This is a genomic window from Mesorhizobium sp. P2_A12 (assembly GCF_056405075.1).
Map to the genome: position 1 here is coordinate 116,415 of NZ_JBFUCU010000009.1, position 22,325 is coordinate 138,739.

Here is a 22,325-nt window from a genome sequence, read left to right on the forward strand (position 1 = left end):
GTTCGCGGCCGGGTGATTCTGTCGATCGCCAAGGCTAGTCGCCGTTTTCTGATCAGCAAGCAGCTAAACACCAATTGTGGCGATAAAGGATCGGCCCGCACCTTGCGCAGTTACAAGTCGGAGGCCGTTACGATCCGGGTGTCCAGGCGTCGTAGTCGCCGGTGACCTGAGGGCGATGCTGATTGGTCAGCACCGAGCCTTTCGGGCGGTAGGCCGCCGGGGTGCCGGTCAGATTGGGCTGATGCGGCTTCTGCCAGTCGCGCGGCTTGTAGGCCTCGCTGGCCGGAGCGACATCGACACGGTGATGCATCCAGCCATGCCAGCCGGGCGGTATTGCGGAGGCTTCGGAATAGTTGCGGTAGATGACCCAGCGGCGCGTGCGGCCTTCCGAATCGATGCCGCCTTCGTAGTAGACATTGCCCGTCTCGTCCTGGCCGACCTTCTTGCCATACCGCCAGGTGTGCAGGCGCGTTCCCAGCGTCTGGCTGTTCCACCAGGTGAAAAACTGCGTAAGGAAAGTCTTCATCTCAGAACCCTCGCGCCGGCAGCGCCCGTTTCCTGCTTATGGCGTCAGGCCTTCGGGAAGGCAAGGGTTTTGCCGCAGGGAGGACGCAAATGGCTTGCCGGGAACCCGACACAAGCCCGTGATCCTCTCGACCGCAAGATGCACGCTTGCCAAGCCTTTGCGGTCTTTCTAAAGCTTTGCGCGCCCAAGCCGGTATCCAACCAGCGGCAGGCCGACGGAGGTGACGATTGGGCGCGGAAATACCGACCACCGACATTCGTATCAGCGCCGACACGATTCGCCGCCACAAGGGCGGCACACCGATTGTCTGCCTCACCGCTTACACCTATCCCATCGCCCGCTTGCTCGACGACCATGTCGACCTGCTCCTGGTCGGCGACAGCGTCGCCATGGTGCTGCACGGCCACGAGACGACGCTAGGCGCTTCGCTCGAGATGATGATCGCGCATGGGCAAGCGGTGATGCGCGGCGCGGCCAAGGCCTGCGTCGTCGTCGACATGCCGGCCGGCACCTATGAGGATTCGGCGGCGCTAGCCGTTGCTTCGGCGCGGCGGATGATCGACGAAACCGGCTGCCAGGCGGTCAAGCTGGAAGGCGGCGTCGATATGGCCCGGCAGATCGCCGCAATCGTTGCTGCCGGCATTCCGGTCATGGGACATATCGGCCTGCAGCCGCAATCTGTCGAGAAAGACGGCGGCTACAAGATCAAAGGGCGCACCAAGGCGGCCGTTGCGGCTTTGGTTCGCGACGCACTCGCGGTCGAAAGCGCCGGGGCGTTCTCGGTGGTCATCGAAGGCACGGTCGAGGCCGTTGCCGCCGACATCACCCGCCGCATCACCATTCCAACCATCGGCATCGGCGCCAGCGGCGACTGCGACGGCCAGATCCTGGTCATTGACGACATGGTCGGGTTGACCGTCGACCGGGTGCCTAAGTTCGTCAAGGAATATGCTGATTTGCGCAGCGTCATCTCGCATGCCGCCGAACGCTACGCGGCGGAGGTGCGCAGCCGGACATTTCCAGGCCCCGGCCATGTCTTTTCGGCGACAAAGCACGGGGATGACGCATGAGCCGGCCCGTCGTCGTCGACAGCGTTGCCGCACTGCGCTCGCAGATCCACGGCTGGCGACGCGACGGCCTTAGTGTCGCAATGGTGCCGACCATGGGCGCGCTGCATGACGGGCACATCTCGCTGGTCAGGATCGCACTCGAAAAGGCCGATCGCTGCGTCGTGTCGATCTTCGTCAATCCGACGCAGTTCGCGCCGACGGAAGACCTTGACAAGTACCCGCGCCAGCTCGCCCACGACCTCGATCGGCTGAAGGTGGCCAAAGCCGACCTTGCCTTCACACCGACAGTTGGCGAGATGTATCCCGCCGGCTTTGCCACCAAAATCTCGGTCGGCGGCCCCTCCGCCGGGCTCGAATCGGACTTTCGGCCGACGTTTTTCAACGGTGTCGCCACCGTCGTGGCAAAGCTCTTCCTGCAGGCAACGCCCGACTGCGCGATCTTTGGCGAGAAGGACTACCAGCAGCTTTGCGTCGTCAGGCAGCTCTGCCGCGACCTCGACCTGCCGGTCGAGATCATCGGCGCACCGACGATACGCGACGCACATGGTCTCGCCATGTCGTCACGCAACGCCTATCTCGGCGAAGCCGAACTCAAGATCGCCCGCCAACTCAATGTGATATTACGCGACACGGCGGTGGCTTTGACGGCAGGTGCCGACCAAGGCGACGCAACCGCCGAGGCCAGTCGTGCCCTGGTCGCGGCCGGCTTCCGCAAGGTCGACTATGTCGAGGCCCGTGAAAGCCTGACGCTGGCGCCATGGCGTCGCGATCATGAAGGGCGCGTGCTTGCGGCTGCCTGGCTCGGCAAGACGAGGCTGATCGACAATGTGGACGTTCGCTCCACCTAGAGCAGTTCACCGTTTCACGGAAACGGCGAACGGCTCTAACTCTTTGTTTTGACGCAATTCCGGACCACACTTTTCCTGGAATTGCTCTAGCGCGGCGGTTTGCTGCCGCGCGCCTACCTCTCTCCCATTCGTCCGCTGGTCCTGACGAACAGTTGCCCCACAAGAATCCCAACAATTCCGGCTGATGCCTTGACAACTGCATCGGCAAACTGCGCGTGGCGACCGGGATCAATGATCTGAAGCAGTTCCAGGACGCCGGCGGTCACAACCACGAAGATCGCAGCTTGATACAGACGGTTGGGGAAGCCGAGCGCCAGGACGAAGCCCAAGAGCACATTAGCCAAGGCGCGCTCAACGTTCGCCTCGGCTATGTGTGGCCGCATCTGGATCGGCGACAGGGTTGAGAAAATGATGATGGCGAGCAGCACCAGCGCTGCAATGCGGGACAGTTTGGTCATGTTCGTGCATATCCGTCGTGAGCCGGCGCAGCAAACGCCGAGATGACGCATGGCCGTATGCGGAACCGATGACGGCCAGCAATGCCGGTGGAGCGTGATGTCGGCGCAGGTCGGCCCGGCTCCTGGGCCGGAGCCATGCCGGCGAACCTGCGAAGATCGCGAGCCATCTGATCGCCGCCTATTCCTCGGTCGGCATGTGCAGATACATCGACTGGATGCCGACCCGGCCCGGCCCGGTGAAGCGGTTGACGATGAAATTCATGTTGGCGCCGAAGAAGCCGCTCGACAGGCGATCAATCTTGGTTTCCATCCTGACCGAGACATCCTTGAACAGCCAGCCGCCCGGCTCGATGTCGATGGTTTCGCCGGCGGCGAGCGTTTTCTCGAAGACATTGCCGTAGCCGTGCAGCCAGACGATGCCATCGCCCGCATCGCCGCGAAAGCGGTCGATGAAGAAGCCGCTCTGGCCAAACAGCATCGTCGCCAGGCCGCGCACGCGCTCGAAAGTGTACTCGACATTGCCGGTGGCGGCGAGAAACTGGTGCTCGCGTACCTGAATCTCGTCGCCACGCCTGAGGTGGATCGGCACGATATGGCCAGGCCCATCGCGGCTGAAGGCAATGATCCCTGCCCCGGACGCTTCGGTGACGAAGATCTGCATGCCGGCCATCATGCGCTTCAGCGCACCCTTCAGCGATTTCAGGCCAATGTTGATGGTCGAGTTCTTCCACAGCAGGATGTGATGCTCGAAATAGACCGGCATGCGCGTCACATCGACCGAAAGCACGGGCACCAATTCGCCGGCGATATGATAAGTGACGCCGCCAAAGGTTTCGTCCGACACCTGTGTCGGCATCAGTTCCGGTAAGCTCGGCATGAAAATCCCCCAACGCTGCCCAACACACGCGTCCGTCTGTTCCGGCTTCCGGCAGGGTCAGCTGAAGGAGCTTTGCTGCGGGACTTTCAAGCCGTCAAACGAAAATAGGGCTTTGTCGTGGTGCTCGCGCGAAGGTGATCGAGATACGCCGGCAGGTAGCGGTCAGCCGGCAAGGGCCCTGATGTAGACGCGCGTCGGATGTCCGAAGGCCCCGGTATGTTCGCCGACATCGGCGGATCGCAAGAAGCCGTTTGCCTCGTAGAAGGCGATGGCTCGGATGTTTTGTTCCTCCACCTCCAGGCGGATGGCGCGGGCCTCTGGGAAACTTTCGATGACCTCGTCGAGCAGCATGCCGCCGATGCCTCGCCCCTGCAGGCTGGGCAGCACGTAGAGCTGCTTGAGCACGATCACTTCGGCGCCTTCGGCAAAAGCCATGCCGCCGATCCGCTTGCCATCATCGGCCACCAGGAATTCCGAGTTCGGCCGCGTCAACCGCGACCGCAGCGAGGAAATCGAGTGCCAGTCGTCGGTGGTCTCGGTCACCTTGGCAGCGCCGTAGATTGCGTCGTAGGTCGCATGCCAGGTCTCGACCAGCAGCGCACGCACTGCGGCAAGGTCGCGCTCCCCGGCGGTGCGAACGAACATGGTCCTCTCCCGCCTATGTTGCGACCGGCTTGCGCTGGAAGTCGGCCACGGCAAGCAGCACCACCCAGACCAGAAGCACCATGCTGCCCGGCATGTTGGCCGCCATGGCGGTGCCGGAGAAACCGGTTGCCGCGGTCGCGAAACCGCCGACCAGGACACTCACAGCGCCGACGCCGCCAAGCAACGACAGCCACAACGGACAGCGCCTGGCCTGACGCAGGGCGACATTGGCGAGCAGAACCGTCAAGCCGAGCAGCATGGCGCTGATCGCGGCAAAACCGACTTCGATCTGGCGCACGGCGAAGGCGGCGCTGAACAACGATGGCTTTGTCGCCGTATCGGCGGCCGCCCATGCATTGACCACGGCTTTCAGCGCAATGCCGTCGACGGCCTGCAAGGCAGCTGCCGCCGCCAGCGACGCCGCGCCGAACAGGATCGTCAGAAGTGCCCAGCCGCGAAGCGGGCCGTCCGACAGACGGCCAAGGATCAGCACCAGGCCGGCGACCATCGAGAGGACGCCGGCGAGCTGTGCCATGTGGCTGAACAACCAGATGTGGTCGGCGGCATATTCACCGAAGGCGGCAAGCGCGTCATTCGGATCCTCATGCATCGGATGCAGCGACGTGCCGACAAAAAGCAACGCGGCGCCGGCAATCAAAAGGGCCGACGAGACGCTTGCCGGGTCGCCCGGCTTCGCGTCTCCGCTCATTGATCCGCGATGCCGAGCTTGGCCTTGACGAGGTCGTTGACGGCTTGCGGGTTGGCCTTGCCGCCGGTCGCCTTCATCACCTGGCCGACGAACCAGCCGGCCATGCTCGGCTTGGCGCGGGCCTGTTCGACCTTGTCCGGATTGGCGGCGATCACCTCGTCGACTGCCTTCTCGATGGCGCCTGTGTCGGTGACCTGCTTCATGCCACGGCTTTCGACCAGCTGGCGCGGATCGCCACCCTCGTTCCAGACAATCTCGAACAGGTCCTTGGCGATCTTGCCGGAAATGGTGCCATCCTTGATCAGATCGATGACCGCGCCAAGCTGATCGGGCGAAACCGGAGCGTTTTCAATATCCTTGCCGGCCTTGTTCAATTGCCCGAGCAGGTCGTTGATGACCCAGTTGGCGGCAAGCTTGCCGTCGCGGCCGGCGGCCACCTTCTCGAAATAGTCGGCGATCGGCTTTTCCGAGACCAGGATCGACGCGTCATAGGTCGACAGGCCGAGCGAAGCGATCAGCCGCGCCTTCTTGTCGTCCGGCAATTCCGGCAATTTCCCAGCCAGCGCATCGACATAGGCCTGATCGAATTCCAGCGGCAAAAGGTCGGGATCGGGGAAATAGCGGTAGTCGTGCGCCTCTTCCTTGGTGCGCATCGAGCGCGTCTCGCCCTTGACGGCGTCGAACAGCCGCGTTTCCTGATCAATCTTGCCGCCATCCTCCAGAATGGCGATCTGCCGGCGCGCCTCATAGTCGATGGCCTGGCCGATGAAGCGGATCGAGTTGACGTTCTTGATCTCGCAGCGCGTGCCGAACTCGCCGCCCGGCTTGCGCACCGAGACGTTGACGTCGGCGCGCATCGAGCCTTCATCCATGTTGCCGTCGCAGGTGCCGAGATAGCGCACGATGGTGCGCAGCTTGGTGACATAGGCTTTGGCTTCATCGGCCGAGCGCATATCCGGCTTGGAGACGATCTCCATCAGCGCCACGCCGGAGCGGTTGAGGTCGACATAGGACATGGTCGGATGCTGGTCGTGCATCGACTTGCCGGCATCCTGCTCCAGGTGCAGCCGCTCGATGCCGACCTCGATATCCTCGAACTCGCCCTGACGATCCGGACCGACCGAGACGATCACGGTGCCCTCGCCGACAATCGGCTGCTTGAACTGCGAGATCTGATAGCCCTGTGGCAGATCCGGATAGAAATAATTCTTCCGGTCAAAGACGGACTTGTGGTTGATCTGCGCCTTCAGGCCAAGGCCGGTGCGGATCGCCTGCTTGACGCATTCCTCGTTGATGACAGGCAGCATGCCCGGCATGGCCGCATCGACGAGGCTGACATTGGCATTGGGCGCGGCACCGAAAGCGGTCGAGGCGCCGGAAAACAGCTTTGCCTCCGAGGTGATCTGAGCGTGGACCTCGAGCCCGATGATGATCTCCCAGTCGCCGGTGGCGCCCGGGATCAGGCGTTTCGCGTCAGGGGTACGGGTGTCGATGAGGGTCATGATGGCCTGCGACTTGCGATGACTGAACTCACATTTGAACGTGAATTTCACGTCGAACGTGGAAGTCATTCGCTAGTGCAAACCGCCAAAAGAGACAAGCGTAAAGCCACAGCCTGGCCTTTTCAGCCGCTTCGACCCGTGCGGGCTCGACCACAGCTAGACCGCGGCTCCGCCGGTCGGCTCGCCGGCCGGCGGTTTCCGTTCATCGCTCAAGCGGTGGCGATGTAGGCCCTGATCTCGTCGGCCTCGCGCTCGACGTCCTCGATGCGGCGCTTGACCACGTCGCCGATGGACACGATGCCATCGAGCATGCCGTCCTTTTCCACCGGCAGATGGCGGAAGCGGCCCTTGGTCATGATCTCCATCACCTCGTTGACGGTGTGGTTCTCATTGCAGATCTTAACCTTCGGCGTCATCGCCGAGCGCACCGCGATATCGAGCGCGGCTCCACCTTCCCTGGCGACCACCCGCACGATGTCGCGCTCTGAAAGAATACCGACGATCTTGCGATCGCCATTGGTGATGACCAGCGCGCCAATCTTGTGTTCGGCCAGGATGCGGATGGCTTCGCTCAGCTTTTCGTTCGGCCCGAGCGTCAACACGTCATGGCCTTTTTTCTCGAGAATTGCCTTAACCGTCATGGCGTCCTCCTCTGCTTTTGCCTGCCGGTTCCTGCCCTGACCGGCTTTCACATAAGAGTGAACATGGTGCGCCGTGATCGGTTGCATTTCAAGTGCGGCGGTCGGTGGTGTCCCATTCAGGCGCCTGCCATGGTCGGTCGAACCAGCGCAGGCCGAAGAAGCCGGCGACAAAGCCGCCAATATGGGCCTCCCAGGCGATCTGGCCGTCAATTCCCGGGGCAAAGCCGAGAAGGCCAGTGGCGAGGTTGATGATCATCCACACGGCAAGGAAGATCACGACGCCGCGCGAGCGCAGGACGATGGCGATTGGCAGCACGGGGCCGGCGAAGGCTGCCTTGCCGGCCGACGAGCGCTGAGTGTGGAAACCGAAACGCGCGGCAGCGCCCATCATGCCGGAAATAGCGCCCGATGCCCCGACCAGCGGCGCCTCTCCGTACGGATGCATGACCCAGAAAAGCGCAACCGAAGCCAGCCCGGTCACGGCAAAGAACAGCGCGAACCGGAGCGGCCCCAGGCGATTTGCCAATGGCGAACCGAAAGCGGCGAGCCAGACCATGTTGATGGCAATATGGGCGAAGCTGCCATGCAGGAAGGCGTAGGTGAACGGGCGAGTGAAAAGGAACCAGTCGAAGCCGTATTTGCCGGTGTAGAGAACAGGGATGAAGGCCCCGTCGTAGAGCAACGTCAGTTGCTGTTCCTGCGTCAGCACGTACTGCTGCAACAGGTAGACGACCGCGCATATGCCCATCACCGCCAGGACGACAGGTGGCAGATTGAACACCGGCTCGCGCCGCTGTTCGGGTCCATCCTCGATCGGGTCGATTTCCGAGGGGCCTTCCGGTTCGCTCATATGAAATTGCACTCAAGCAGGGATTCGGGTTCGAGCATCTAGATCACCCCCGAACGAACCGCAAACGGCGAATCGCCTCATCGCGAATCAAAAAAAAGCCGCTCAAGGTTTCCCTTGAACGGCCGGTCGAGCCCCCTGCTCCCCCTAAAACTCTTGACTGAAGTGCTGCCGATCGTCGCGAAACGACCGCTTCTGGAGTGGTTTTTGTGTGCCATAGGGGCCGCCTCGCTGCAACGTCAACCAGTTGTTAACCTTAACGGCCCCGACCCGTGAACAAGTGTTAACGACGCTGGCACGCTTCCTGCTCCGCAACGCATGTAGGTCATCGGAGGGCGCCCTTTCTGTTCACCGATGGGACATCAGACGACAGATTGCGCGGAGTAGCATAGCATGAACCAGAACGGATCGATCACGCTGTTCCAATATTGGAACCGCCTGCGTGACGGACGCCCCGCCCCGAAGCGTTCGGAGGTTGAGCCGGCCGATATCAAGTCGCTGCTGGCCGATACGTTCATCCTGGAAAGGGACACGCGCGGGCAAGCCGTCTTCCGGCTGGCCGGCACCAGGCTTTGCGCCTGCTATGGCCGCGAGCTCAAGGGATTCTCCTTTCCGTCGCTGTGGCGCGAGAAGGATCAGCGGCTCGTCTCGCGGCTGATTCATGGCGTCTTCGACCAGAAGTCGGTCGTGCTCATCGCCTTCGAGGGTTTCAGCCGCAACGGCCGTACCAACAAGTTCGAACTGCTTGCCTTGCCGCTTGACGGCGGTGTTGAAAATCCGCGCTGCCTGGGCGTGATCAGTGCCGTGGAGAAGCCCTTCTGGCTGGGTGCCGATCCGATCACAGACGCCCTGATCGATTCGATCCGCGTCATCGATCCGGAGAAGGAGCTCCTCAACAACCGTCCGGCGATCGATGTTCCTTCGCTCGTTCCCGACGAACTCGCGACACCCGAGACGATATCGGCGCTAGGCCGCGCGCGCCGCATCCGCCATCTCGTCGTCTTCGATGGCGGACGCGAGGAATAGAGGGCAAATCTCGCAGCAACGGGACCTGCTTTTCCCCTTTATTAACCCCCATTGTTGTACTTCTCCGATGAAGTTCCTCGCATCGACGCGCGGGATGCCAAACGAGGTGTGGCAGTCATGAGGTCAGCGGCGGTCGACTATGCGCCGTCCCAAGCTGAAAGGCGTAACTTTCAGCGCGTCCGGGTCAAGATTTACGGGCGCTTCATGCTGGAAGACCGCACCGAACACCCCTGCCAGGTCGTCGACATGTCACCGGGCAATGTAGCGCTTCGCACCGAACGCATTGGCATGCCGGGCGAAAAAGTCATCGCTTATATCGACCATATCGGCCGCATCGAAGGTGTCGTCACGCGCACCTTGCAGGATGGTTTCGCGATGACCGTCATCGCGTCCGACCGCAAGAAGGACAAGCTTGCCGCGCAGTTGACGTGGCTTGCCAACAAGCACGAACTCGACCTGCCGGAAGACCGTCGGCACGAGCGTGTCGCGCCGCGCAACCCGACCAGCGTGCTGCAGCTCACCGACGGGCGCCAGTACCAGTGCCGTATCATCGACCTGTCGCTTTCCGGCGCCGCGATCGAGATCGACGTCAAGCCGGCGATCGGCGTCCAGGTCATGCTCGGCACGATGCGCGGACAGATCGTCCGCCATTTCGAGGACGGCGTCGCCATCGAATTCGCCGTCATACAGCGTCCCGAAACGCTCGATTCCGAATTCAACACCCCGCGCGCCTGACAAGGCCGACACAAGCACCCCAGGAAACCGGCCTTAGCGGCCGGTTTTTTGTTTTTCATGCCCGGACGGAGAAGCTTCGACAGCCCGACGCCATTTCCTACAGGGCCGCTTGACATAGAGGCTCGCGGAGCGCCTCGCCGCAAACTCCAAACAATTCAATACTCAAATGATTCAAATTTTACGCTTATTCTACTGGGGTTTTACTCAATATCTACTTCGCACTTTTGCCCCAAATAAATCCACATGTGGCAATGTCTCCTTCGAACGGGGAGACTACAAGAATGAAGAAGACGAGGGGCAAGCTATTGCTGGCGGCAATGGCGATGCAGCTTTCCGCTTGGGGATCAGCATATGCCGCGGGACCGGCCTATATGCACACCGGCGGGCGCACCACGCAACCTGTTGGCCATTATGAATTCTGCCAGCGCATACCTGGCGAATGCAGCGAGCGGACGCCCAAGGGCCCGCCCGTCGAACTGACCCGCAAATTGTGGGCGACGATCGTCAGCATCAACAATTCGGTCAACGCAAGGGTCAAGCCGCGCACCGACATGGAAAATTACGGTGCCGAGGAATACTGGGCCTATCCCGACAATGGCTATGGCGATTGCGAGGACTACGCACTGGAAAAGCGCCGCGAATTGATGAGTGCGGGCGTGCCGGCCGGCAATCTGCTGATGACGGTCGCGCGCCAGCCGAACGGCGACGGCCACGCGGTGCTGACCGTGCGCACCAGCCTTGGGGAATTCATCCTCGACAATCTGGAAACCAAGGTGCTGGCCTGGACGGACACGGACTACACCTATCTCAAGCGCCAGTCAGACCAGAACTCTGGTGTTTGGGTGACGATCAACGACGGCCGTTCAGACGCGGTCGCCAGCGTCCGCTAATGCATGTCGCTCAAAAGTGACCCCCGTTTTGAGATAACGACATGCATAAACTAGAGGTCAAGCGCGTCGCATGAAGGCGGCCGCTTCAGGAGAAACCCGGTCGAGTCCCCACCCTCCCCGTCCCCAACGACCGGGTCAAAGGAGCCGGCCCCGTCCCCGGGCCGGCTCCGCCATTTCTGGAATAAGCTTTTGAAATTCCGATAAAGGCGCAATTCCAATAGCTTAGATTTCGGTTTGCGGCTCACTTCTGCTACAACGGCTGTGTAGCGAACCGCGGTTGGTGATGGCTTCACCAGCTACAGTTCGAAACTCGAGAGTGCGTCAGCCCAGGAAGTGTCGCATGCCGACCGAACCCCGATCACCGCGCCTTGCGGTCCTTATCGACGCAGACAACGCTTCCGCCAAGATTGTCGACGGCCTGTTCGAGGAGATCGCAAAGATTGGCGAGGCCAGCGTCCGCCGCATCTACGGTGACTTTTCAAACGCCCGGTCGAAGGGATGGGCTGATGTCTTGTCAAAGCATGCGATTATCCCGCAGCAGCAATACGCTAATACCATCGGGAAAAACGCGTCCGATATCACACTGGTGATCGACGCTATGGACCTGCTCCATAGCGGTCGTTTCGACGGTTTCTGTCTGGTCTCTTCCGACAGCGATTTCACCCGGCTTGCTGCACGCATACGCGAACAGGGAGTCGACGTGTTCGGGTTTGGGGAGCAGAAAACGCCGGAAAGTTTCCGGCAAGCATGTCGGCGTTTCGTCTATACTGAAAACCTTCTACGTGGCACCGCAAACACTCACGATAGTGCGCCCGCAGCCAAGCCGCTTCAATTGCCCAGTGCCGCGATTCCCATGCTCAAGAAAGTCATAGGCCAGATGGAAGGCGAGGATGGTTGGGTACATCTCGGAACCTTCGGACAACGGCTATCAAACCTGTTTTCAGATTTTGATCCCCGCAGCTACGGTTTCAGCAAACTGAGCGATCTGGTGAGGAGTACAGACGCATTTGAGATCGAAGTCCAGGGCGGAGCCATGCGAATACGGACCAAGCCTACGGTTGGGAAGAAGGTAAAGAAGAAAGCCGCTTAGCGATGCCTGGAGGGTCATAGGTCCCATCGACCCGCCAGGCGCGTCAGAACATCAAGACAGCCTTTCCACGGGCAGGAGATCGAGGCACTATAGGCCGTTGGTTTCTTCTGGATCACGGCGATGTTGGAAATCCCGGAAGATCGTTGCGAGCGCCATCGTCTGTTCAAGGCGATCGACGATGCCTTCAAGGCCGGCGATTTCGAGGGCCTCGGCGTGGCCTTGGGCGGCTCGCCCTGCTGGTTCGACGAACGCATGCCGTTCGAGCTCGGCCTCGGGCATCCGCTGGAATATGCAATCTATTGGAGTCCCTTAGGCTTCATCTCGACTTTGCTGGATGCGGGCTCAGATCCGAATTATCAGGATCACGGTGGATTTCCGGCAATCATTGCGGCGCTATCCACCGACCGGGCCGACAGGCTGGAAATCGTGCGGGTGCTGATCGAGGGGGGCGCCGATCCCAATATGCGGGGCGTGAACGACTGGACGCCGCTTCACTATTCGGTGGCCATCCGAAGCGTCGAGGCGATCGGCCTGCTTTTGGCGGCAGGCGCCGACCCCGCGCTCGAAACCCGCATCGATGACTACAGGACAGCCGCCGAGGAAGCCGACATTGCCGGCTTTGAAGCCGGCGCTTCCTTGCTGCGCGATGCGATGGCCAGGCGCAGCTCCAACCGACGGTAAGTTGGGGCGCGATGAAACCATCGGCGAGCGAGGGCTCGCCTCAAACCTTCTTCAGTCCCGCCTTGAAGCGTTTGCCGTTGGCGACGTAGTGCGCGGCCGAGCCGCGCAGTCTGGCAACAGCCGCCTCGTCCAGCACCCTGATCGCCTTGGCCGGCGAGCCGACGATCAGTGAATTGTCCGGAAATTCCTTTCCCTCGGTGACCAGCGCGCCGGCGCCAACCAGCGAGTTCCTGCCGATTCTGGCGCCGTTCAGCACGATGGCGCCCATGCCGATCAGGCTGTTGTCGCCGATCGTACAGCCGTGCAGCAAGGCGCGGTGGCCGATGGTGCAACCTTGTCCGATGGTCAGCGGAAAGCCAGGATCGGTGTGCATGACCGTGTGTTCCTGCACATTGGTGTCGGCGCCGATGATAACAGGCTCATTGTCGCCGCGGATGACGGCGCCGAACCAGAAGCCGGCATTGCGGCCGACGCGCACGTCGCCGATCAGTGTCGCATCGGGTGCGATCCAGTTTGAGTCCGCATCCGCGAAGCTGGGTTCCGTTCCATCGATCGCATAAAGCGGCATTTTCGGTCTCCGAATCGTCTCAGCCTGGAAGGCTGGAGCCTAGGAGACCGATCGTCCAGGAGGCAATGGCAAGCACGACGACGCCCAGCGCCAACGACCAGGCGATGGCCGTGCAGCCGCAGGACATCAGCGCCAAGGTCGAAATGCGGCGCTCACGCCGGGCATCGAGGGCGTCGTTGACCAACATGAAAGGGCCCGCGCAAGCGGTGGCGAGCAGCGAGCGCAACAGATGCGACGGCGACACGTAGGGCTCGGTGAAAGCGACCTTGCGGCCCGACACCAGTTCCATCATCGATCCAGCCAGCCCGCAGGCCGTCAGTCCGACGACAAAAGCGAATACGTTGAGTTCCAGCGGGCCCATCTTTACGTTCCATTTACCATGAAATTGCACAGTCGTTCCATGAAGGCTGCAAGAGCCGTGCCGTGCGATGTGTGCCGCCCAAGGACACCCATGAGCGGACAGCAGCCCAGATGCGGGGACTGAGATGAAGCAGGCAGCGATCAACGACGGCCCCCAACTCACCGTGGTCGATTCCGTGTTGATGAAGCGGGTGTTCTACGCATTCGCGGCGCTGGCGCTGCTGTCGGTAGCGATCAGCCTTGCCGGCAAATGGTTCGGCCATTCGATCGCCATGGCCGGATACACCGACGACGCAACGATCCATCAGGTTGTGATTGGCAACAATGTCATCGCCGTGCCGGCCAATGTCATCCGTTTCGCCCAGGCCCGGCGCGACGGCATTGCCTCGCGGCTCGACCTCTATCTGCGCTATCCGCAGATGGACGGCTACAGCGAGCCGGCGCGCGACGATTTCAATCACATGGGAGCGAGCAGGAACATCATCTTCCTATCCTTCGAGCAGCAGATGATGTCGCGCGACATGAGCGGCCGCTTCGCGCCGATCTACAGCGCGTTGATCATCCAACCCGGCATCGCGGGCCCCGGCGGCACGACGGTGTACGGCTTCAACGAGAAATCAGGTTACCTGAACGAGGTGCTGGTTGTCGGCAAGCGCCCTGGCAAGGACCCGTTCGTGGCCCGCTGCCTGAGCGGTCCGAGTGCCGAGGAATCGCTGGCGCCCTGCGAGCGCGACATCCAGGTCGGCGACGAGCTCAGCCTCACCTATCGTTTCCCGCGGGAGTTCCTGGGTGATTGGCAGGCGCTCGACGCGGCAATCGCCAGCGAAGCCACTCGCTTCCTGAAAACACGACATTAGGAGGTGAAATCGGGCTGGCCGGCCGCATTCGAAGCGGAGCCGGCCGAGCGCAGGATTGCTGGCTCAGGCCAGGTCGATGTCGAGGATCGCCATCGAAAAATTGTAGTCGCCGTCGTCCTCATCCTTGAAGACGATGCCGAGGAACTCGTCGCCGACATAGACCTCGGCCGAATCTTCCTTGCGCGGCCGTGCCTTGACCTCGAGCTTGGGGTTCTGGAAGACGCGCTTGAAATAGGCGTCCAGCTTTCTGATTTCGTCGGGCTTCAACAGTCTTCTCCGATCATCGGGCTTGCTCGTTCGAACGCGCTTCTGGCACGTCGACAATGGCGATGTAAAGGCAAGCGGCCCGATAACACGGGAACAACCGCCCGCTCCTGCCCCACGGCCGGCAACCGGCCGCAAGCAGCGGGCGGATGAAAATCAGATGTCGAAGCTGACGACCTGATCCATCGTCTGCGACGGCAGAAGCTGGTCCATCTGGCGCGACGGCTGATCGCAGCCGGTCTCGCCGACGACGCGGGCCGGCACGCCGGCAACCGTCTTGTTGTGCGGTACAGGCGACAGCACCACCGAGCCTGCCGCGATCTTCGAGCAATGGCCGATTTCGATGTTGCCTAGGATCTTGGCGCCGGCGCCGATCAGCACGCCGTAGCGGATCTTGGGGTGACGGTCGCCGCCGGCCTTGCCGGTGCCGCCCAGCGTCACGCCGTGCAGGATCGACACATCATCCTCGATGACCGCGGTCTCGCCGACGACGAGGCCGGTAGCGTGGTCGATGAAGATGCCCTTGCCGATGCGAGCGGCCGGGTTGATGTCGGTCTGGAAGACCGAGGACGAACGGCTCTGCAGATAGAGCGCGAAATCCTTGCGGCCCTGCTTCCACAGCCAATGCGCCAGCCGATGGGTCTGGATCGCGTGAAAGCCCTTGAAATAGAGCACCGGCATGATGAAGCGGTCGCAAGCTGGATCGCGGTCGTAATAGGCCTGGATGTCGACGCGCACGGTCGTCGGCCAGTCCTTGTCGTCGGCCAGCATCGACTTGAAGGTCTGGCGGATGAGATCGGAGCCGATGTCCTGATGGTCGAGCCGCTCGGCCAGCCGATGGATGACCGCCTCTTCCAGGCTGTCCTGGTTGAGGATGGTCGAATAGAGGAACGCGGCAAGCAGCGGGTCGCGGTTGACCGCCTCCATGGCCTCGTCGCGGATCGAGCGCCAGATCGGATCGACCGGCTGCAATGCGCTCTGTCGGGAAATGCTGATGCTGTTCATTGCCGTCTCGTCCTGCGTCCTGCCGGGCTGGCCTGTTGTGCTTGCCTTGTCTGGCCGCACATATAAGCCAGATCATAGCACGATTGAACTCAATTTTCCTTAGTGCAATGTCAAATGGATTTGGTTCGCGGGAATTCAAGCGGCCATGGAAAACGAACCCTTGATCGACAACGCGCCGAAAAACGTAACCTTCCGCGCTTGACCGAGCGGAAGGAATAGCGACCAGGTCTCGGCGCGTTCGCCGCGACGTCCACGACGCGCGCTACTGTGGCCGCTGGTCAAGTCGGCAGCGGCTTGCCGGCCTGTTCCGCTACCATGTATTCGGCGTACCAGTCGGGCCAGTTCTCATCCCGCTGTCCGCCGGTCCGCGTCTCGTGTTCGCCATGCGCGGCCGCCGCACGCCGCAGCGCTGCAGCAAGCTCGGTCGATGAGGTGAATGTCGTGTCGTGGGCATCGACGCGCCCAGGCAATCGCTGGGTGATCTCCTGCAGCAGCCAGCTGTTGCCGTCCGGGTCGCTGAACGAGGCAAAGGAGGAATAACTGCGGCCCTCCGGATGCCTGCCGCTGATCGGCGGCTGCCCAGGGGCCGCACGGTGAAACACTTCGCTCGCATCGACCCCGCGCGCCACCAGTTCAGCACGTGCCGCCACGATATCGGACACCACGAGATAAAGTCCCTTTGCCGAGCCCGGGGCGGCCGTCGTGAGGCCCTTGCCAAAATGGATCGAGCATGGCGAACCCGGAGGCGTGAACTGCACTACCCGAAAAGCATCGCCAACGACGAAGTCGGCATCGAGCCTCCAGCCCAGGCCACCATAGAAACGCTTGGCCCGATCGGCATCCGAAACGGAAATGATGACGGCCTCCAGCTTCATGTCGATAGTCCCCGGTCGAGGGGTCTCGGTTGCGGTGGTCATGTCAGGCTCCTTGGGCTTGAGTGCTTTGAAAATGACAAGATGCGTCCGATCGGGTGACCGCGTGGATCCTGCTCATGCCAAGGAGCTTCCCGCCATCATGCGATTTGGTCAATCGGGTACGGCACCATGGCTCCCCGCCGCCTTCCGCCGTGCCGTGTTTTGGCCCAGGATGCCGGGATTGTTTTACCGGGTGATAGTGACGCCGTATGGAAAACGAACCTTTGATCGACGAGCCGCTGAAACGCGAACTTTCAGCGCTCTACGCCGCGCAAGACCGCCACTATCACAACCTTGCCCACATCGAGGCGATGCTGGCGCTGGCAGGTGACTATCGAGGGCTGCTCCGCGATCCCGAGGCCGTCGAAGCGGCGATCTGGTTCCATGACGCCATCTATGACAGCAAGGCAAAGGACAACGAGGCGCAAAGTGCCGCCCTTGCCGAGCAAAAGCTCGCGGGCCGCGTCGAGGCTGGGCGCCTCGACCGCATCTCATCGATGATCGTCGCCACCGCCACGCACCAGCTGCCGTCGTTCGACGACCCGACGGCAGTACGGGACGCCGGTCTTTTCCTCGACATGGATTTGTCGATCCTGGGTGCTCAGCCGGATGCCTTCGACGCTTATGAGCACGCTGTCCGGCGCGAATACGCCTGGGTGGAGGAGCCGATGTGGCGGACCGGCCGCAGCGCGGTCCTGAAGAATTTCCTCGCCCGCCCGCACATCTTCCACACCGAAGAGTTTCGCCAGCGCTTCGAGCCGCAGGCCAGATTGAACATGGCGCGGTCGTTGGAGGCCCTTACGCCCCCGCCGCCGTCCGCTCAGAGCGGATTTTCGGCATAGAACTCCAGCACGCGTTGCTTGAAGGTCTTGTCCCCGACCGCCAGCATATGGTCCCGGCCCTCGATGTGGAAGGCCCTGGCGTTCGGCATCAATGCCGCGAGTTCATCGGGCGAGCCGCCAATGTCGTCCGTCGTGCCGACGGCGATCAGCGTCGGCTGGGCGATGCGCGCAAGATCGTCCTCGCTCAACAATTCTCGCGACCTGGCGATACAGGCGGCCAAGGCCCGGCGGTCGCTGCGGGTCTGGTCGGCGAAGGCCCGAAACGATCGGCCGCGCGGATGGCTGGTCGCGGCAGGATCGTCGGCGAGCAGGGCCGCGGCGATCGGATCCCAATCGCCGACGCCGTCGATCATGCCGATGCCGAGCCCGCCGAAGACCAGCGTCGCCACCTTGTCCGGATCGGACAGCGCCAGGAACGCCGCAATGCGCGCGCCCATCGAATAGCCCATCACGTGGGCGCGTTCGATGCCGAGATGGCCAAGCAAGGCGGCGGCATCCGAAGCCATCTTGACCGGCGTGTAGTCGGCCTCGTCATAACTCTTCGACGACGAACCGTGGCCGCGATTGTCGAAGGCGATGGCGCGGTAACCGGCATCGTTCAGCGTCTTGAACCAGCCCGGCGATACCCAATTGACATAGTGGGTCGAGGCAAAGCCATGGATCATCAGCACCGGATCGCCCTCACCCGACGCCGGCTGGCGGTCGAGGAAGGCAAGATCAAAGCCGTCATGGGTGAAAGCCTGCATCAGCGATCCCGCCTGCGCGCTCAACCGGCACCGCCGTTGGGCGCATCGCCATTGTCCGATGGCGGCACGCCCGGACCAGACGCCGTGCCAACGGCCGGATGGCGCAACAGGTCGCCATACTCGATGCCATCCCTGGCCGCGGTGCCCGCTTTGAGCTCCAGCACGAAACGCACCGGCACGCCAGGCGAAATGATGGCCTCGGATTGCGGCTCGCCGTGCTTGATCGCCCGGATCTTGCCATCCTGGCCGACAAAGATCAGATCAAGCGGCATCGGGGTGTTCTGCATCCAGAAGCCAACCTGCTGCTGGATATCGAAGACGAACAACATGCCATGGTCGTCCGCCATGTCCTGGCGGTACATCAGCCCGGCCTCGCGCTCTGCGGCGGTGTTGGCGACTTCGATGGAAAAAGAACGATCGCCGCCTTTTGTCACCACAACCAGCGGCGCTGGATCGACCGGAAGGATCATCGCCCGGCTGTCGGCCGAGGTCGGCCGGTCGGAATAGAAATAAGCACCCGCGGCCACGACCACGGCGACAATGGCGCACACCAAACCCGCAGTCAGCCAGTTCCTGTGAGCCATTCAAAATCCTCGACCGGAAATCGTCCGGGAGCGCGTCGCCTCGGGTCAGGCCCGTGGACTATGCTTTCGGGCGACATGCATTAAACCATGATCCCGAAAAGTGGAACCCGATTTTCTCGAACTGTTTGTCCGGAGATCATGGTCAAACAAAGAGGACATGGAGCGCCATCCCGATCGGTCGGGATGGGCCACTTTTGGGCGACTGAATTAGTGCGAGACCGGCAAGGTCCCCATGTCGGGGTGAATCTCGGCGGCCATAAGGCCCTTGTCGCCGCGTCCGAAACGAACCAGCACGACTTGCCCCGGCCGAAGCTCGGTGATGCCGTAACGGCGCAAGGTCTCCATGTGGACGAAGATGTCCTCGGTGCCCTCACCGCGGGTGAGAAAACCAAACCCCTTGGTGCGGTTGAACCATTTCACCAAAGCGCGTTCGAGGCCGCTTTCCGGCGTCACCGCGATATGGGTGCGCTGCTCCTGCATTTCGGCCGGATGGACCGCGGTGGTGACGTCCATGGAGAGCACCCGGAAGGCCTGCAACCCGCGATCGCCATGCTTGACGAGGCAGACCACGCGTGCGCCCTCCAGGGCCGTCTGAAAGCCGTCTTTTCGAAGACATGTCACATGGAGGAGGATGTCGCCCGATATGCCGTCATCCGGAAGGATGAAACCGTAGCCCTTGGCCACATCGAACCATTTGATGGCGCCGGCAATTTCGAGCAGATCGGCGGCATCGCCGCCTTCGTCACGATGCAAGGCGTCGCCAAGGGTTCCGTTCCGCCCCGTCAAAGAGGCCTTTTCCCCCATAAGAATGCCCCCATATTTTTCAAGAACACCGCAACTGATTCTTGACACCAGATTAACACCGCGGCTTCCGGTGTGTGCAAGACCTGACGTGCCTTTTTTGGGGGAATACCGGATTTGTTCTTTGCCGGCATTGCGCAGTGCCGAACGATTGCCCTTTGAGCGGGTCGATCCTATGTTGCGCCGCAACGCAATTCATCGAGGAAGTCACATGCGCTATCTGCACACCATGGTCCGCGTCGCCGACGTCGACGCCTCGCTCGATTTCTACTGCGCCAAGCTCGGCCTCAAGGAGGTGCGCCGCTACGAAAACGAGCAAGGCCGCTTCACGCTGATCTTCCTGGCCGCGCCGGAAGACGAGGAGAGCGGCGTCAATGAAAAGGCACCGCTCATCGAACTGACCTACAATTGGGATCCGGAAGACTACAAGGGCGGGCGCAATTTCGGCCACCTCGCCTATGAGGTCGACGACATCTACGCCACATGCCAGCATCTGATGGACAATGGCGTCACCATCAACCGGCCGCCGCGCGACGGCAACATGGCCTTCATCAGGTCGCCGGACGGCATTTCGATCGAGCTCCTGCAAAAAGGCCCGGCCAAGGCCAAGGCCGAACCCTGGGCATCGATGGCGAACACCGGAAGCTGGTAGGCCTCGACGCGGGCGAAAAATCGCCGGCAGCCTTTGGCGTTTTGCGCGACGGCACCTGTGCAAGCATTGGGCGCACAAATTCCCCGTCGAGTTCGATCCGCACCATGGGACCATCGATCTCTCGCTCGGCCGCACGGTGATGGATGCCGATGCGAGCGCGCTGCATATCACTGTGTCAACCAAGGAAGGCGAATCGCTCGAGCGTCTGGAAAGTGTCGTCGCCGATCACATCAAACGCTTTGCTTTTCGCGAAGAACTGACTTTCGACTGGAAGCCCGCCACGGCAGCGCAATCGGCCTAAGCTCCGCCTGCCCGACCGGCCATTTCCAGCAGCGCCAACACCGAGCGCCAGTTGCGCGCGGTGCCCGGCACCTTCAGCGTGCGCGGGATCAGCCCGGCAAAAACCGATTTGCCGAGCCCGTCCGGCGTGTGCAGGTAAAGCACGTCACCCTTGATCTCGAATCGTTCGGGGCCGGTGCACTTTTCAGCCAGCCGCGCCACCTCATCGCCGGTCGGCTCGCGCTCCAGCACATAGGCGTGGAGCTTCGTATGGTCCGCAGCCACTTCCGGATAGGGATTTTCCCTCACCAACCGCTCGAACCAGCCGAGATCGCGCACCATGATGCGCGAATGGAACCCCCATTTCTTCTCGAAGGCTGCTTCGATCTGTTTGGTCAGCGTCGCCGCGTCACCCGTCTTCGCCCGGAACACGGCATTGCCGCTCTGCACATAGGTGGCGACATCGGAAAAGCCGAGGTCCTCGAAGAACGACCGCAGCTCCGCCATCTTGACGATGCGGTTGCCGCCGACATTGATGCCGGAAAACAGCGCGACGAAGCTTTTCCCCTGATCAGTCATCTGATCATCGATCAGTCATATGATGAACCCGGCCAGCGTCTCGTTGTCGGTGATATCCTGGTACTGGACGCCTTCGGCCTCGAAATTCGCCTTGAGCAGGTCGAAATTGCGGCGATCCTTGGTTTCGATGCCGATCAGCACCGAACCGAAATTGCGGGCCGATTTCTTCAGATATTCGAAGCGGGCGATGTCGTCGTCGGGCCCAAGCATTTCAAGGAAATCGCGCAACGCGCCCGGCCGCTGCGGAAAGCGGATGATGAAGTATTTCTTCAGGCCCTCGAAGCGCAGCGCCCGCTCCTTGACGTCGGGCAGACGCTCGAAATCGAAATTGCCGCCCGAAACCACGGCGACGATCGTCTTGCCCCTGATCTCCTTCCTGGAAAAATCCTTCAGCGCGTCGATCGCCAGCGCGCCGGCCGGCTCCAGCACGACACCTTCGACATTGAGCATCTCGATCATGGTGGCGCATAGCCGGTTTTCCGGGATCAGCCGCACCATGTCGGCCGGGAAATCCTTGAGATGCCGCAACGGCTCGCGGCCAATCTCGGCGACCGCCGCGCCATCGACGAAATTGTCGACCTTGGCGAGCTTCAGGCGCTTTCCGGCAGACAGGCTCTCGCGAAGGCTAGGCGCGCCGGCCGGCTCACAGAAGACGAAGCGGGCTTCGCGGCCCTGATCGGCGAAATAGTGGGTGACGCCGGCGGCGAGCCCGCCGCCGCCGACCGGCAGCATGATGATGTCGGGCATGCGGGCGCCCGGCATCTGGTCGGCAATCTCATAGGCGACGGTCGCCTGGCCCTCGATGATGTCCTTGTGGTCGAAGGGCGGCACCATGTGGGCGCCGGAACTTTCGGTGAATTCGAAGGCGGCGCGGTAGCAATCGTCGAAAAAGTCGCCGACCAGCCTGATCTCGACGAAATCGCCGCCGAACAGCCTGGTTTTGTCGATCTTCTGCTGCGGCGTCGTCACCGGCATGAACACGACGCCTTTCTTGCCGAAGTGGCGGCAGACGAAAGCGAAGCCCTGCGCATGGTTGCCGGCGGACGCGCAGACGAACAGTTCAGCCTCGTTGCCGGCCGCAAGCGTCTTGCGGAAGAAATTGAAGGCGCCACGGATCTTGTAGGAACGCACCGGCGACAGGTCCTCACGCTTCAGCAGCACCCGAGCCCCGGTCTTTTTCGACAGGTAGTCGTTCTCCTGCAGCGGCGTTTCCGGAAAGATCTGGCGGATCGCGGCGGCAGCGGTGGCGACGCGGGAAGAGAAACTGTTCATCGGAAAACCACCTCGCACCGGCCTGTTGTCGCGGACCACTATCATCGATCGGGCCGC

At 61.8% G+C, this 22,325-nt stretch carries 29 protein-coding genes; 11 read left to right on the forward strand and 18 right to left on the reverse strand.

What is annotated here, in order from left to right; translation table 11 throughout:
• Positions 1 to 127: 127 nt before the first annotated feature.
• Positions 128 to 526: an NADH:ubiquinone oxidoreductase subunit NDUFA12 gene (locus tag AC1DZU_RS20200; RefSeq protein ID WP_477287658.1), complete on the reverse strand. Its 399-nt coding sequence runs from the start codon at positions 524 to 526 to the stop codon at positions 128 to 130.
• A 227-nt stretch (positions 527 to 753) separates the two neighbouring features.
• Between AC1DZU_RS20200 and panB the strand changes: the two genes are divergently transcribed.
• Together panB and panC are read left to right on the forward strand one after the other, a co-directional pair.
• A complete protein-coding gene (gene panB, locus AC1DZU_RS20205; protein WP_477287660.1) occupies positions 754 to 1,596 on the forward strand; it encodes a 3-methyl-2-oxobutanoate hydroxymethyltransferase in 843 nt (280 codons plus the stop codon).
• Complete coding sequence (panC, locus tag AC1DZU_RS20210) at positions 1,593 to 2,444, forward strand: pantoate--beta-alanine ligase (protein ID WP_477287662.1); 852 nt, start codon at positions 1,593 to 1,595, stop codon at positions 2,442 to 2,444. Before panB ends, panC begins: the two co-directional genes overlap by 4 nt.
• A gap of 113 nt (positions 2,445 to 2,557) precedes the next feature.
• Here panC and AC1DZU_RS20215 read toward each other — a convergent pair whose 3' ends face one another.
• From AC1DZU_RS20215 to AC1DZU_RS20245, 7 genes are all read right to left on the reverse strand, one after another.
• A complete protein-coding gene (locus AC1DZU_RS20215; RefSeq protein WP_477287664.1) occupies positions 2,558 to 2,902 on the reverse strand; it encodes a hypothetical protein in 345 nt (114 codons plus the stop codon).
• 178 nt (positions 2,903 to 3,080) lie between these two features.
• Entirely contained in the window at positions 3,081 to 3,779 is a 699-nt protein-coding gene (locus AC1DZU_RS20220; RefSeq protein WP_477287666.1) for an AIM24 family protein, read from the reverse strand.
• 162 nt (positions 3,780 to 3,941) lie between these two features.
• On the reverse strand, positions 3,942 to 4,424 hold the full coding sequence (locus tag AC1DZU_RS20225) for an N-acetyltransferase family protein (protein ID WP_477287668.1): 483 nt from the start codon (positions 4,422 to 4,424) through the stop codon (positions 3,942 to 3,944).
• A 13-nt stretch (positions 4,425 to 4,437) separates the two neighbouring features.
• A complete protein-coding gene (locus tag AC1DZU_RS20230; protein WP_477287670.1) occupies positions 4,438 to 5,133 on the reverse strand; it encodes a hypothetical protein in 696 nt (231 codons plus the stop codon).
• Positions 5,130 to 6,635 carry an Asp-tRNA(Asn)/Glu-tRNA(Gln) amidotransferase subunit GatB gene (gatB, locus tag AC1DZU_RS20235; protein WP_477287672.1) on the reverse strand — a complete coding sequence of 502 codons (1,506 nt, stop codon included), beginning with the start codon at positions 6,633 to 6,635 and terminating at the stop codon, positions 5,130 to 5,132. Before gatB ends, AC1DZU_RS20230 begins: the two co-directional genes overlap by 4 nt.
• Positions 6,636 to 6,844: 209 nt before the next feature.
• Positions 6,845 to 7,276 carry a CBS domain-containing protein gene (locus tag AC1DZU_RS20240; protein WP_184870665.1) on the reverse strand — a complete coding sequence of 144 codons (432 nt, stop codon included), beginning with the start codon at positions 7,274 to 7,276 and terminating at the stop codon, positions 6,845 to 6,847.
• A gap of 88 nt (positions 7,277 to 7,364) precedes the next feature.
• The gene (locus tag AC1DZU_RS20245) at positions 7,365 to 8,126 is read right to left on the reverse strand and encodes a rhomboid family intramembrane serine protease (RefSeq protein WP_477287674.1); all 762 of its coding nucleotides are present in this window, start codon (positions 8,124 to 8,126) and stop codon (positions 7,365 to 7,367) included.
• 390 nt (positions 8,127 to 8,516) lie between these two features.
• On the opposite strand from AC1DZU_RS20245, the gene AC1DZU_RS20250 reads away from it, so the two are divergent.
• The 5 genes from AC1DZU_RS20250 to AC1DZU_RS20270 all read left to right on the forward strand — a co-directional run bounded on the left by AC1DZU_RS20250 (position 8,517) and on the right by AC1DZU_RS20270 (position 12,545).
• A complete protein-coding gene (locus AC1DZU_RS20250) occupies positions 8,517 to 9,149 on the forward strand; it encodes a PAS domain-containing protein (RefSeq protein ID WP_477287676.1) in 633 nt (210 codons plus the stop codon).
• A 117-nt stretch (positions 9,150 to 9,266) separates the two neighbouring features.
• Positions 9,267 to 9,884 (forward strand): PilZ domain-containing protein, encoded by a 618-nt coding sequence (locus AC1DZU_RS20255; RefSeq protein WP_095091678.1) that lies wholly within the window; start codon positions 9,267 to 9,269, stop codon positions 9,882 to 9,884.
• Positions 9,885 to 10,165: 281 nt separating this feature from the next.
• The gene (locus AC1DZU_RS20260) at positions 10,166 to 10,774 is read left to right on the forward strand and encodes a transglutaminase-like cysteine peptidase (protein ID WP_477287678.1); all 609 of its coding nucleotides are present in this window, start codon (positions 10,166 to 10,168) and stop codon (positions 10,772 to 10,774) included.
• 340 nt (positions 10,775 to 11,114) lie between these two features.
• Positions 11,115 to 11,864 carry an NYN domain-containing protein gene (locus tag AC1DZU_RS20265; protein ID WP_477287680.1) on the forward strand — a complete coding sequence of 250 codons (750 nt, stop codon included), beginning with the start codon at positions 11,115 to 11,117 and terminating at the stop codon, positions 11,862 to 11,864.
• 120 nt (positions 11,865 to 11,984) lie between these two features.
• A complete protein-coding gene (locus AC1DZU_RS20270; protein WP_477287682.1) occupies positions 11,985 to 12,545 on the forward strand; it encodes an ankyrin repeat domain-containing protein in 561 nt (186 codons plus the stop codon).
• 40 nt (positions 12,546 to 12,585) lie between these two features.
• On the opposite strand, the gene AC1DZU_RS20275 is transcribed toward AC1DZU_RS20270, so the two are convergent.
• Both AC1DZU_RS20275 and AC1DZU_RS20280 read right to left on the reverse strand, forming a co-directional pair.
• Entirely contained in the window at positions 12,586 to 13,113 is a 528-nt protein-coding gene (locus tag AC1DZU_RS20275) for a gamma carbonic anhydrase family protein (protein ID WP_477287684.1), read from the reverse strand.
• A 19-nt stretch (positions 13,114 to 13,132) separates the two neighbouring features.
• Positions 13,133 to 13,474 (reverse strand): DUF6949 family protein, encoded by a 342-nt coding sequence (locus AC1DZU_RS20280; RefSeq protein ID WP_477287686.1) that lies wholly within the window; start codon positions 13,472 to 13,474, stop codon positions 13,133 to 13,135.
• A gap of 124 nt (positions 13,475 to 13,598) precedes the next feature.
• On the opposite strand from AC1DZU_RS20280, the gene AC1DZU_RS20285 reads away from it, so the two are divergent.
• Entirely contained in the window at positions 13,599 to 14,330 is a 732-nt protein-coding gene (locus tag AC1DZU_RS20285) for a hypothetical protein (protein ID WP_477287688.1), read from the forward strand.
• A 63-nt stretch (positions 14,331 to 14,393) separates the two neighbouring features.
• Here the strand turns inward: AC1DZU_RS20285 and AC1DZU_RS20290 are convergent, their stop codons facing one another.
• The 3 genes from AC1DZU_RS20290 to AC1DZU_RS20300 form a co-directional block, all read right to left on the reverse strand.
• Complete coding sequence (locus AC1DZU_RS20290; RefSeq protein ID WP_006200852.1) at positions 14,394 to 14,597, reverse strand: DUF3126 family protein; 204 nt, start codon at positions 14,595 to 14,597, stop codon at positions 14,394 to 14,396.
• Between the two features lie 153 nt (positions 14,598 to 14,750).
• Positions 14,751 to 15,599, reverse strand: a complete 849-nt coding sequence (gene cysE / locus AC1DZU_RS20295) for a serine O-acetyltransferase (protein ID WP_095091679.1) — start codon at positions 15,597 to 15,599, stop codon at positions 14,751 to 14,753.
• 278 nt (positions 15,600 to 15,877) lie between these two features.
• Positions 15,878 to 16,516, reverse strand: coding sequence for a VOC family protein (locus AC1DZU_RS20300; protein WP_477287691.1), 639 nt, complete (start codon positions 16,514 to 16,516; stop codon positions 15,878 to 15,880).
• Positions 16,517 to 16,722: 206 nt separating this feature from the next.
• Here AC1DZU_RS20300 and AC1DZU_RS20305 point away from each other — a divergent pair, with 206 nt between their 5' ends.
• A complete protein-coding gene (locus tag AC1DZU_RS20305; RefSeq protein ID WP_477287693.1) occupies positions 16,723 to 17,355 on the forward strand; it encodes an HD domain-containing protein in 633 nt (210 codons plus the stop codon).
• Here AC1DZU_RS20305 and AC1DZU_RS20310 read toward each other — a convergent pair.
• The 3 genes from AC1DZU_RS20310 to AC1DZU_RS20320 form a co-directional block, all read right to left on the reverse strand.
• A complete protein-coding gene (locus AC1DZU_RS20310; RefSeq protein WP_477287695.1) occupies positions 17,334 to 18,101 on the reverse strand; it encodes an alpha/beta fold hydrolase in 768 nt (255 codons plus the stop codon). The genes AC1DZU_RS20305 and AC1DZU_RS20310 overlap by 22 nt on opposite strands.
• 20 nt (positions 18,102 to 18,121) lie before the next feature.
• Positions 18,122 to 18,685 (reverse strand): DUF192 domain-containing protein, encoded by a 564-nt coding sequence (locus AC1DZU_RS20315; RefSeq protein ID WP_477287697.1) that lies wholly within the window; start codon positions 18,683 to 18,685, stop codon positions 18,122 to 18,124.
• 207 nt (positions 18,686 to 18,892) lie between these two features.
• The gene (locus AC1DZU_RS20320; protein WP_184872181.1) at positions 18,893 to 19,489 is read right to left on the reverse strand and encodes a cold-shock protein; all 597 of its coding nucleotides are present in this window, start codon (positions 19,487 to 19,489) and stop codon (positions 18,893 to 18,895) included.
• A gap of 208 nt (positions 19,490 to 19,697) precedes the next feature.
• Here AC1DZU_RS20320 and gloA point away from each other — a divergent pair, with 208 nt between their 5' ends.
• Positions 19,698 to 20,138: a lactoylglutathione lyase gene (gene gloA, locus AC1DZU_RS20325; RefSeq protein ID WP_379017903.1), complete on the forward strand. Its 441-nt coding sequence runs from the start codon at positions 19,698 to 19,700 to the stop codon at positions 20,136 to 20,138.
• Positions 20,139 to 20,157: 19 nt separating this feature from the next.
• On the forward strand, positions 20,158 to 20,439 hold the full coding sequence (locus AC1DZU_RS20330; RefSeq protein ID WP_477287919.1) for a DUF2218 domain-containing protein: 282 nt from the start codon (positions 20,158 to 20,160) through the stop codon (positions 20,437 to 20,439).
• Here AC1DZU_RS20330 and AC1DZU_RS20335 read toward each other — a convergent pair.
• Both AC1DZU_RS20335 and ilvA read right to left on the reverse strand, forming a co-directional pair.
• Positions 20,436 to 20,996, reverse strand: a complete 561-nt coding sequence (locus tag AC1DZU_RS20335; protein WP_477287700.1) for a DUF1697 domain-containing protein — start codon at positions 20,994 to 20,996, stop codon at positions 20,436 to 20,438. The two genes, AC1DZU_RS20330 and AC1DZU_RS20335, sit on opposite strands and share 4 nt — an antisense overlap.
• A gap of 15 nt (positions 20,997 to 21,011) precedes the next feature.
• A complete protein-coding gene (gene ilvA / locus AC1DZU_RS20340; RefSeq protein WP_477287701.1) occupies positions 21,012 to 22,268 on the reverse strand; it encodes a threonine ammonia-lyase IlvA in 1,257 nt (418 codons plus the stop codon).
• Positions 22,269 to 22,325: the final 57 nt, after the last annotated feature.

What these genes read in the sequence shown, in the direction of transcription:
- AC1DZU_RS20200 (WP_477287658.1), bottom strand. Translation starts at nt 526, where the DNA reads ATGAAGACTTTCCTTACGCAGTTTTTCACCTGGTGGAACAGCCAGACG.
- panC (WP_477287662.1), top strand. Translation starts at nt 1,593, where the DNA reads ATGAGCCGGCCCGTCGTCGTCGACAGCGTTGCCGCACTGCGCTCGCAG.
- AC1DZU_RS20215 (WP_477287664.1), bottom strand. Translation starts at nt 2,902, where the DNA reads ATGACCAAACTGTCCCGCATTGCAGCGCTGGTGCTGCTCGCCATCATC.
- AC1DZU_RS20220 (WP_477287666.1), bottom strand. Translation starts at nt 3,779, where the DNA reads ATGCCGAGCTTACCGGAACTGATGCCGACACAGGTGTCGGACGAAACC.
- AC1DZU_RS20225 (WP_477287668.1), bottom strand. Translation starts at nt 4,424, where the DNA reads ATGTTCGTTCGCACCGCCGGGGAGCGCGACCTTGCCGCAGTGCGTGCG.
- AC1DZU_RS20230 (WP_477287670.1), bottom strand. Translation starts at nt 5,133, where the DNA reads ATGAGCGGAGACGCGAAGCCGGGCGACCCGGCAAGCGTCTCGTCGGCC.
- gatB (WP_477287672.1), bottom strand. Translation starts at nt 6,635, where the DNA reads ATGACCCTCATCGACACCCGTACCCCTGACGCGAAACGCCTGATCCCG.
- AC1DZU_RS20240 (WP_184870665.1), bottom strand. Translation starts at nt 7,276, where the DNA reads ATGACGGTTAAGGCAATTCTCGAGAAAAAAGGCCATGACGTGTTGACG.
- AC1DZU_RS20245 (WP_477287674.1), bottom strand. Translation starts at nt 8,126, where the DNA reads ATGAGCGAACCGGAAGGCCCCTCGGAAATCGACCCGATCGAGGATGGA.
- AC1DZU_RS20250 (WP_477287676.1), top strand. Translation starts at nt 8,517, where the DNA reads ATGAACCAGAACGGATCGATCACGCTGTTCCAATATTGGAACCGCCTG.
- AC1DZU_RS20255 (WP_095091678.1), top strand. Translation starts at nt 9,267, where the DNA reads ATGAGGTCAGCGGCGGTCGACTATGCGCCGTCCCAAGCTGAAAGGCGT.
- AC1DZU_RS20260 (WP_477287678.1), top strand. Translation starts at nt 10,166, where the DNA reads ATGAAGAAGACGAGGGGCAAGCTATTGCTGGCGGCAATGGCGATGCAG.
- AC1DZU_RS20265 (WP_477287680.1), top strand. Translation starts at nt 11,115, where the DNA reads ATGCCGACCGAACCCCGATCACCGCGCCTTGCGGTCCTTATCGACGCA.
- AC1DZU_RS20270 (WP_477287682.1), top strand. Translation starts at nt 11,985, where the DNA reads ATGTTGGAAATCCCGGAAGATCGTTGCGAGCGCCATCGTCTGTTCAAG.
- AC1DZU_RS20275 (WP_477287684.1), bottom strand. Translation starts at nt 13,113, where the DNA reads ATGCCGCTTTATGCGATCGATGGAACGGAACCCAGCTTCGCGGATGCG.
- AC1DZU_RS20280 (WP_477287686.1), bottom strand. Translation starts at nt 13,474, where the DNA reads ATGGGCCCGCTGGAACTCAACGTATTCGCTTTTGTCGTCGGACTGACG.
- AC1DZU_RS20285 (WP_477287688.1), top strand. Translation starts at nt 13,599, where the DNA reads ATGAAGCAGGCAGCGATCAACGACGGCCCCCAACTCACCGTGGTCGAT.
- cysE (WP_095091679.1), bottom strand. Translation starts at nt 15,599, where the DNA reads ATGAACAGCATCAGCATTTCCCGACAGAGCGCATTGCAGCCGGTCGAT.
- AC1DZU_RS20300 (WP_477287691.1), bottom strand. Translation starts at nt 16,516, where the DNA reads ATGACCACCGCAACCGAGACCCCTCGACCGGGGACTATCGACATGAAG.
- AC1DZU_RS20305 (WP_477287693.1), top strand. Translation starts at nt 16,723, where the DNA reads ATGGAAAACGAACCTTTGATCGACGAGCCGCTGAAACGCGAACTTTCA.
- AC1DZU_RS20310 (WP_477287695.1), bottom strand. Translation starts at nt 18,101, where the DNA reads ATGCAGGCTTTCACCCATGACGGCTTTGATCTTGCCTTCCTCGACCGC.
- AC1DZU_RS20315 (WP_477287697.1), bottom strand. Translation starts at nt 18,685, where the DNA reads ATGGCTCACAGGAACTGGCTGACTGCGGGTTTGGTGTGCGCCATTGTC.
- AC1DZU_RS20320 (WP_184872181.1), bottom strand. Translation starts at nt 19,489, where the DNA reads ATGGGGGAAAAGGCCTCTTTGACGGGGCGGAACGGAACCCTTGGCGAC.
- gloA (WP_379017903.1), top strand. Translation starts at nt 19,698, where the DNA reads ATGCGCTATCTGCACACCATGGTCCGCGTCGCCGACGTCGACGCCTCG.
- AC1DZU_RS20335 (WP_477287700.1), bottom strand. Translation starts at nt 20,996, where the DNA reads ATGACTGATCAGGGGAAAAGCTTCGTCGCGCTGTTTTCCGGCATCAAT.
- ilvA (WP_477287701.1), bottom strand. Translation starts at nt 22,268, where the DNA reads ATGAACAGTTTCTCTTCCCGCGTCGCCACCGCTGCCGCCGCGATCCGC.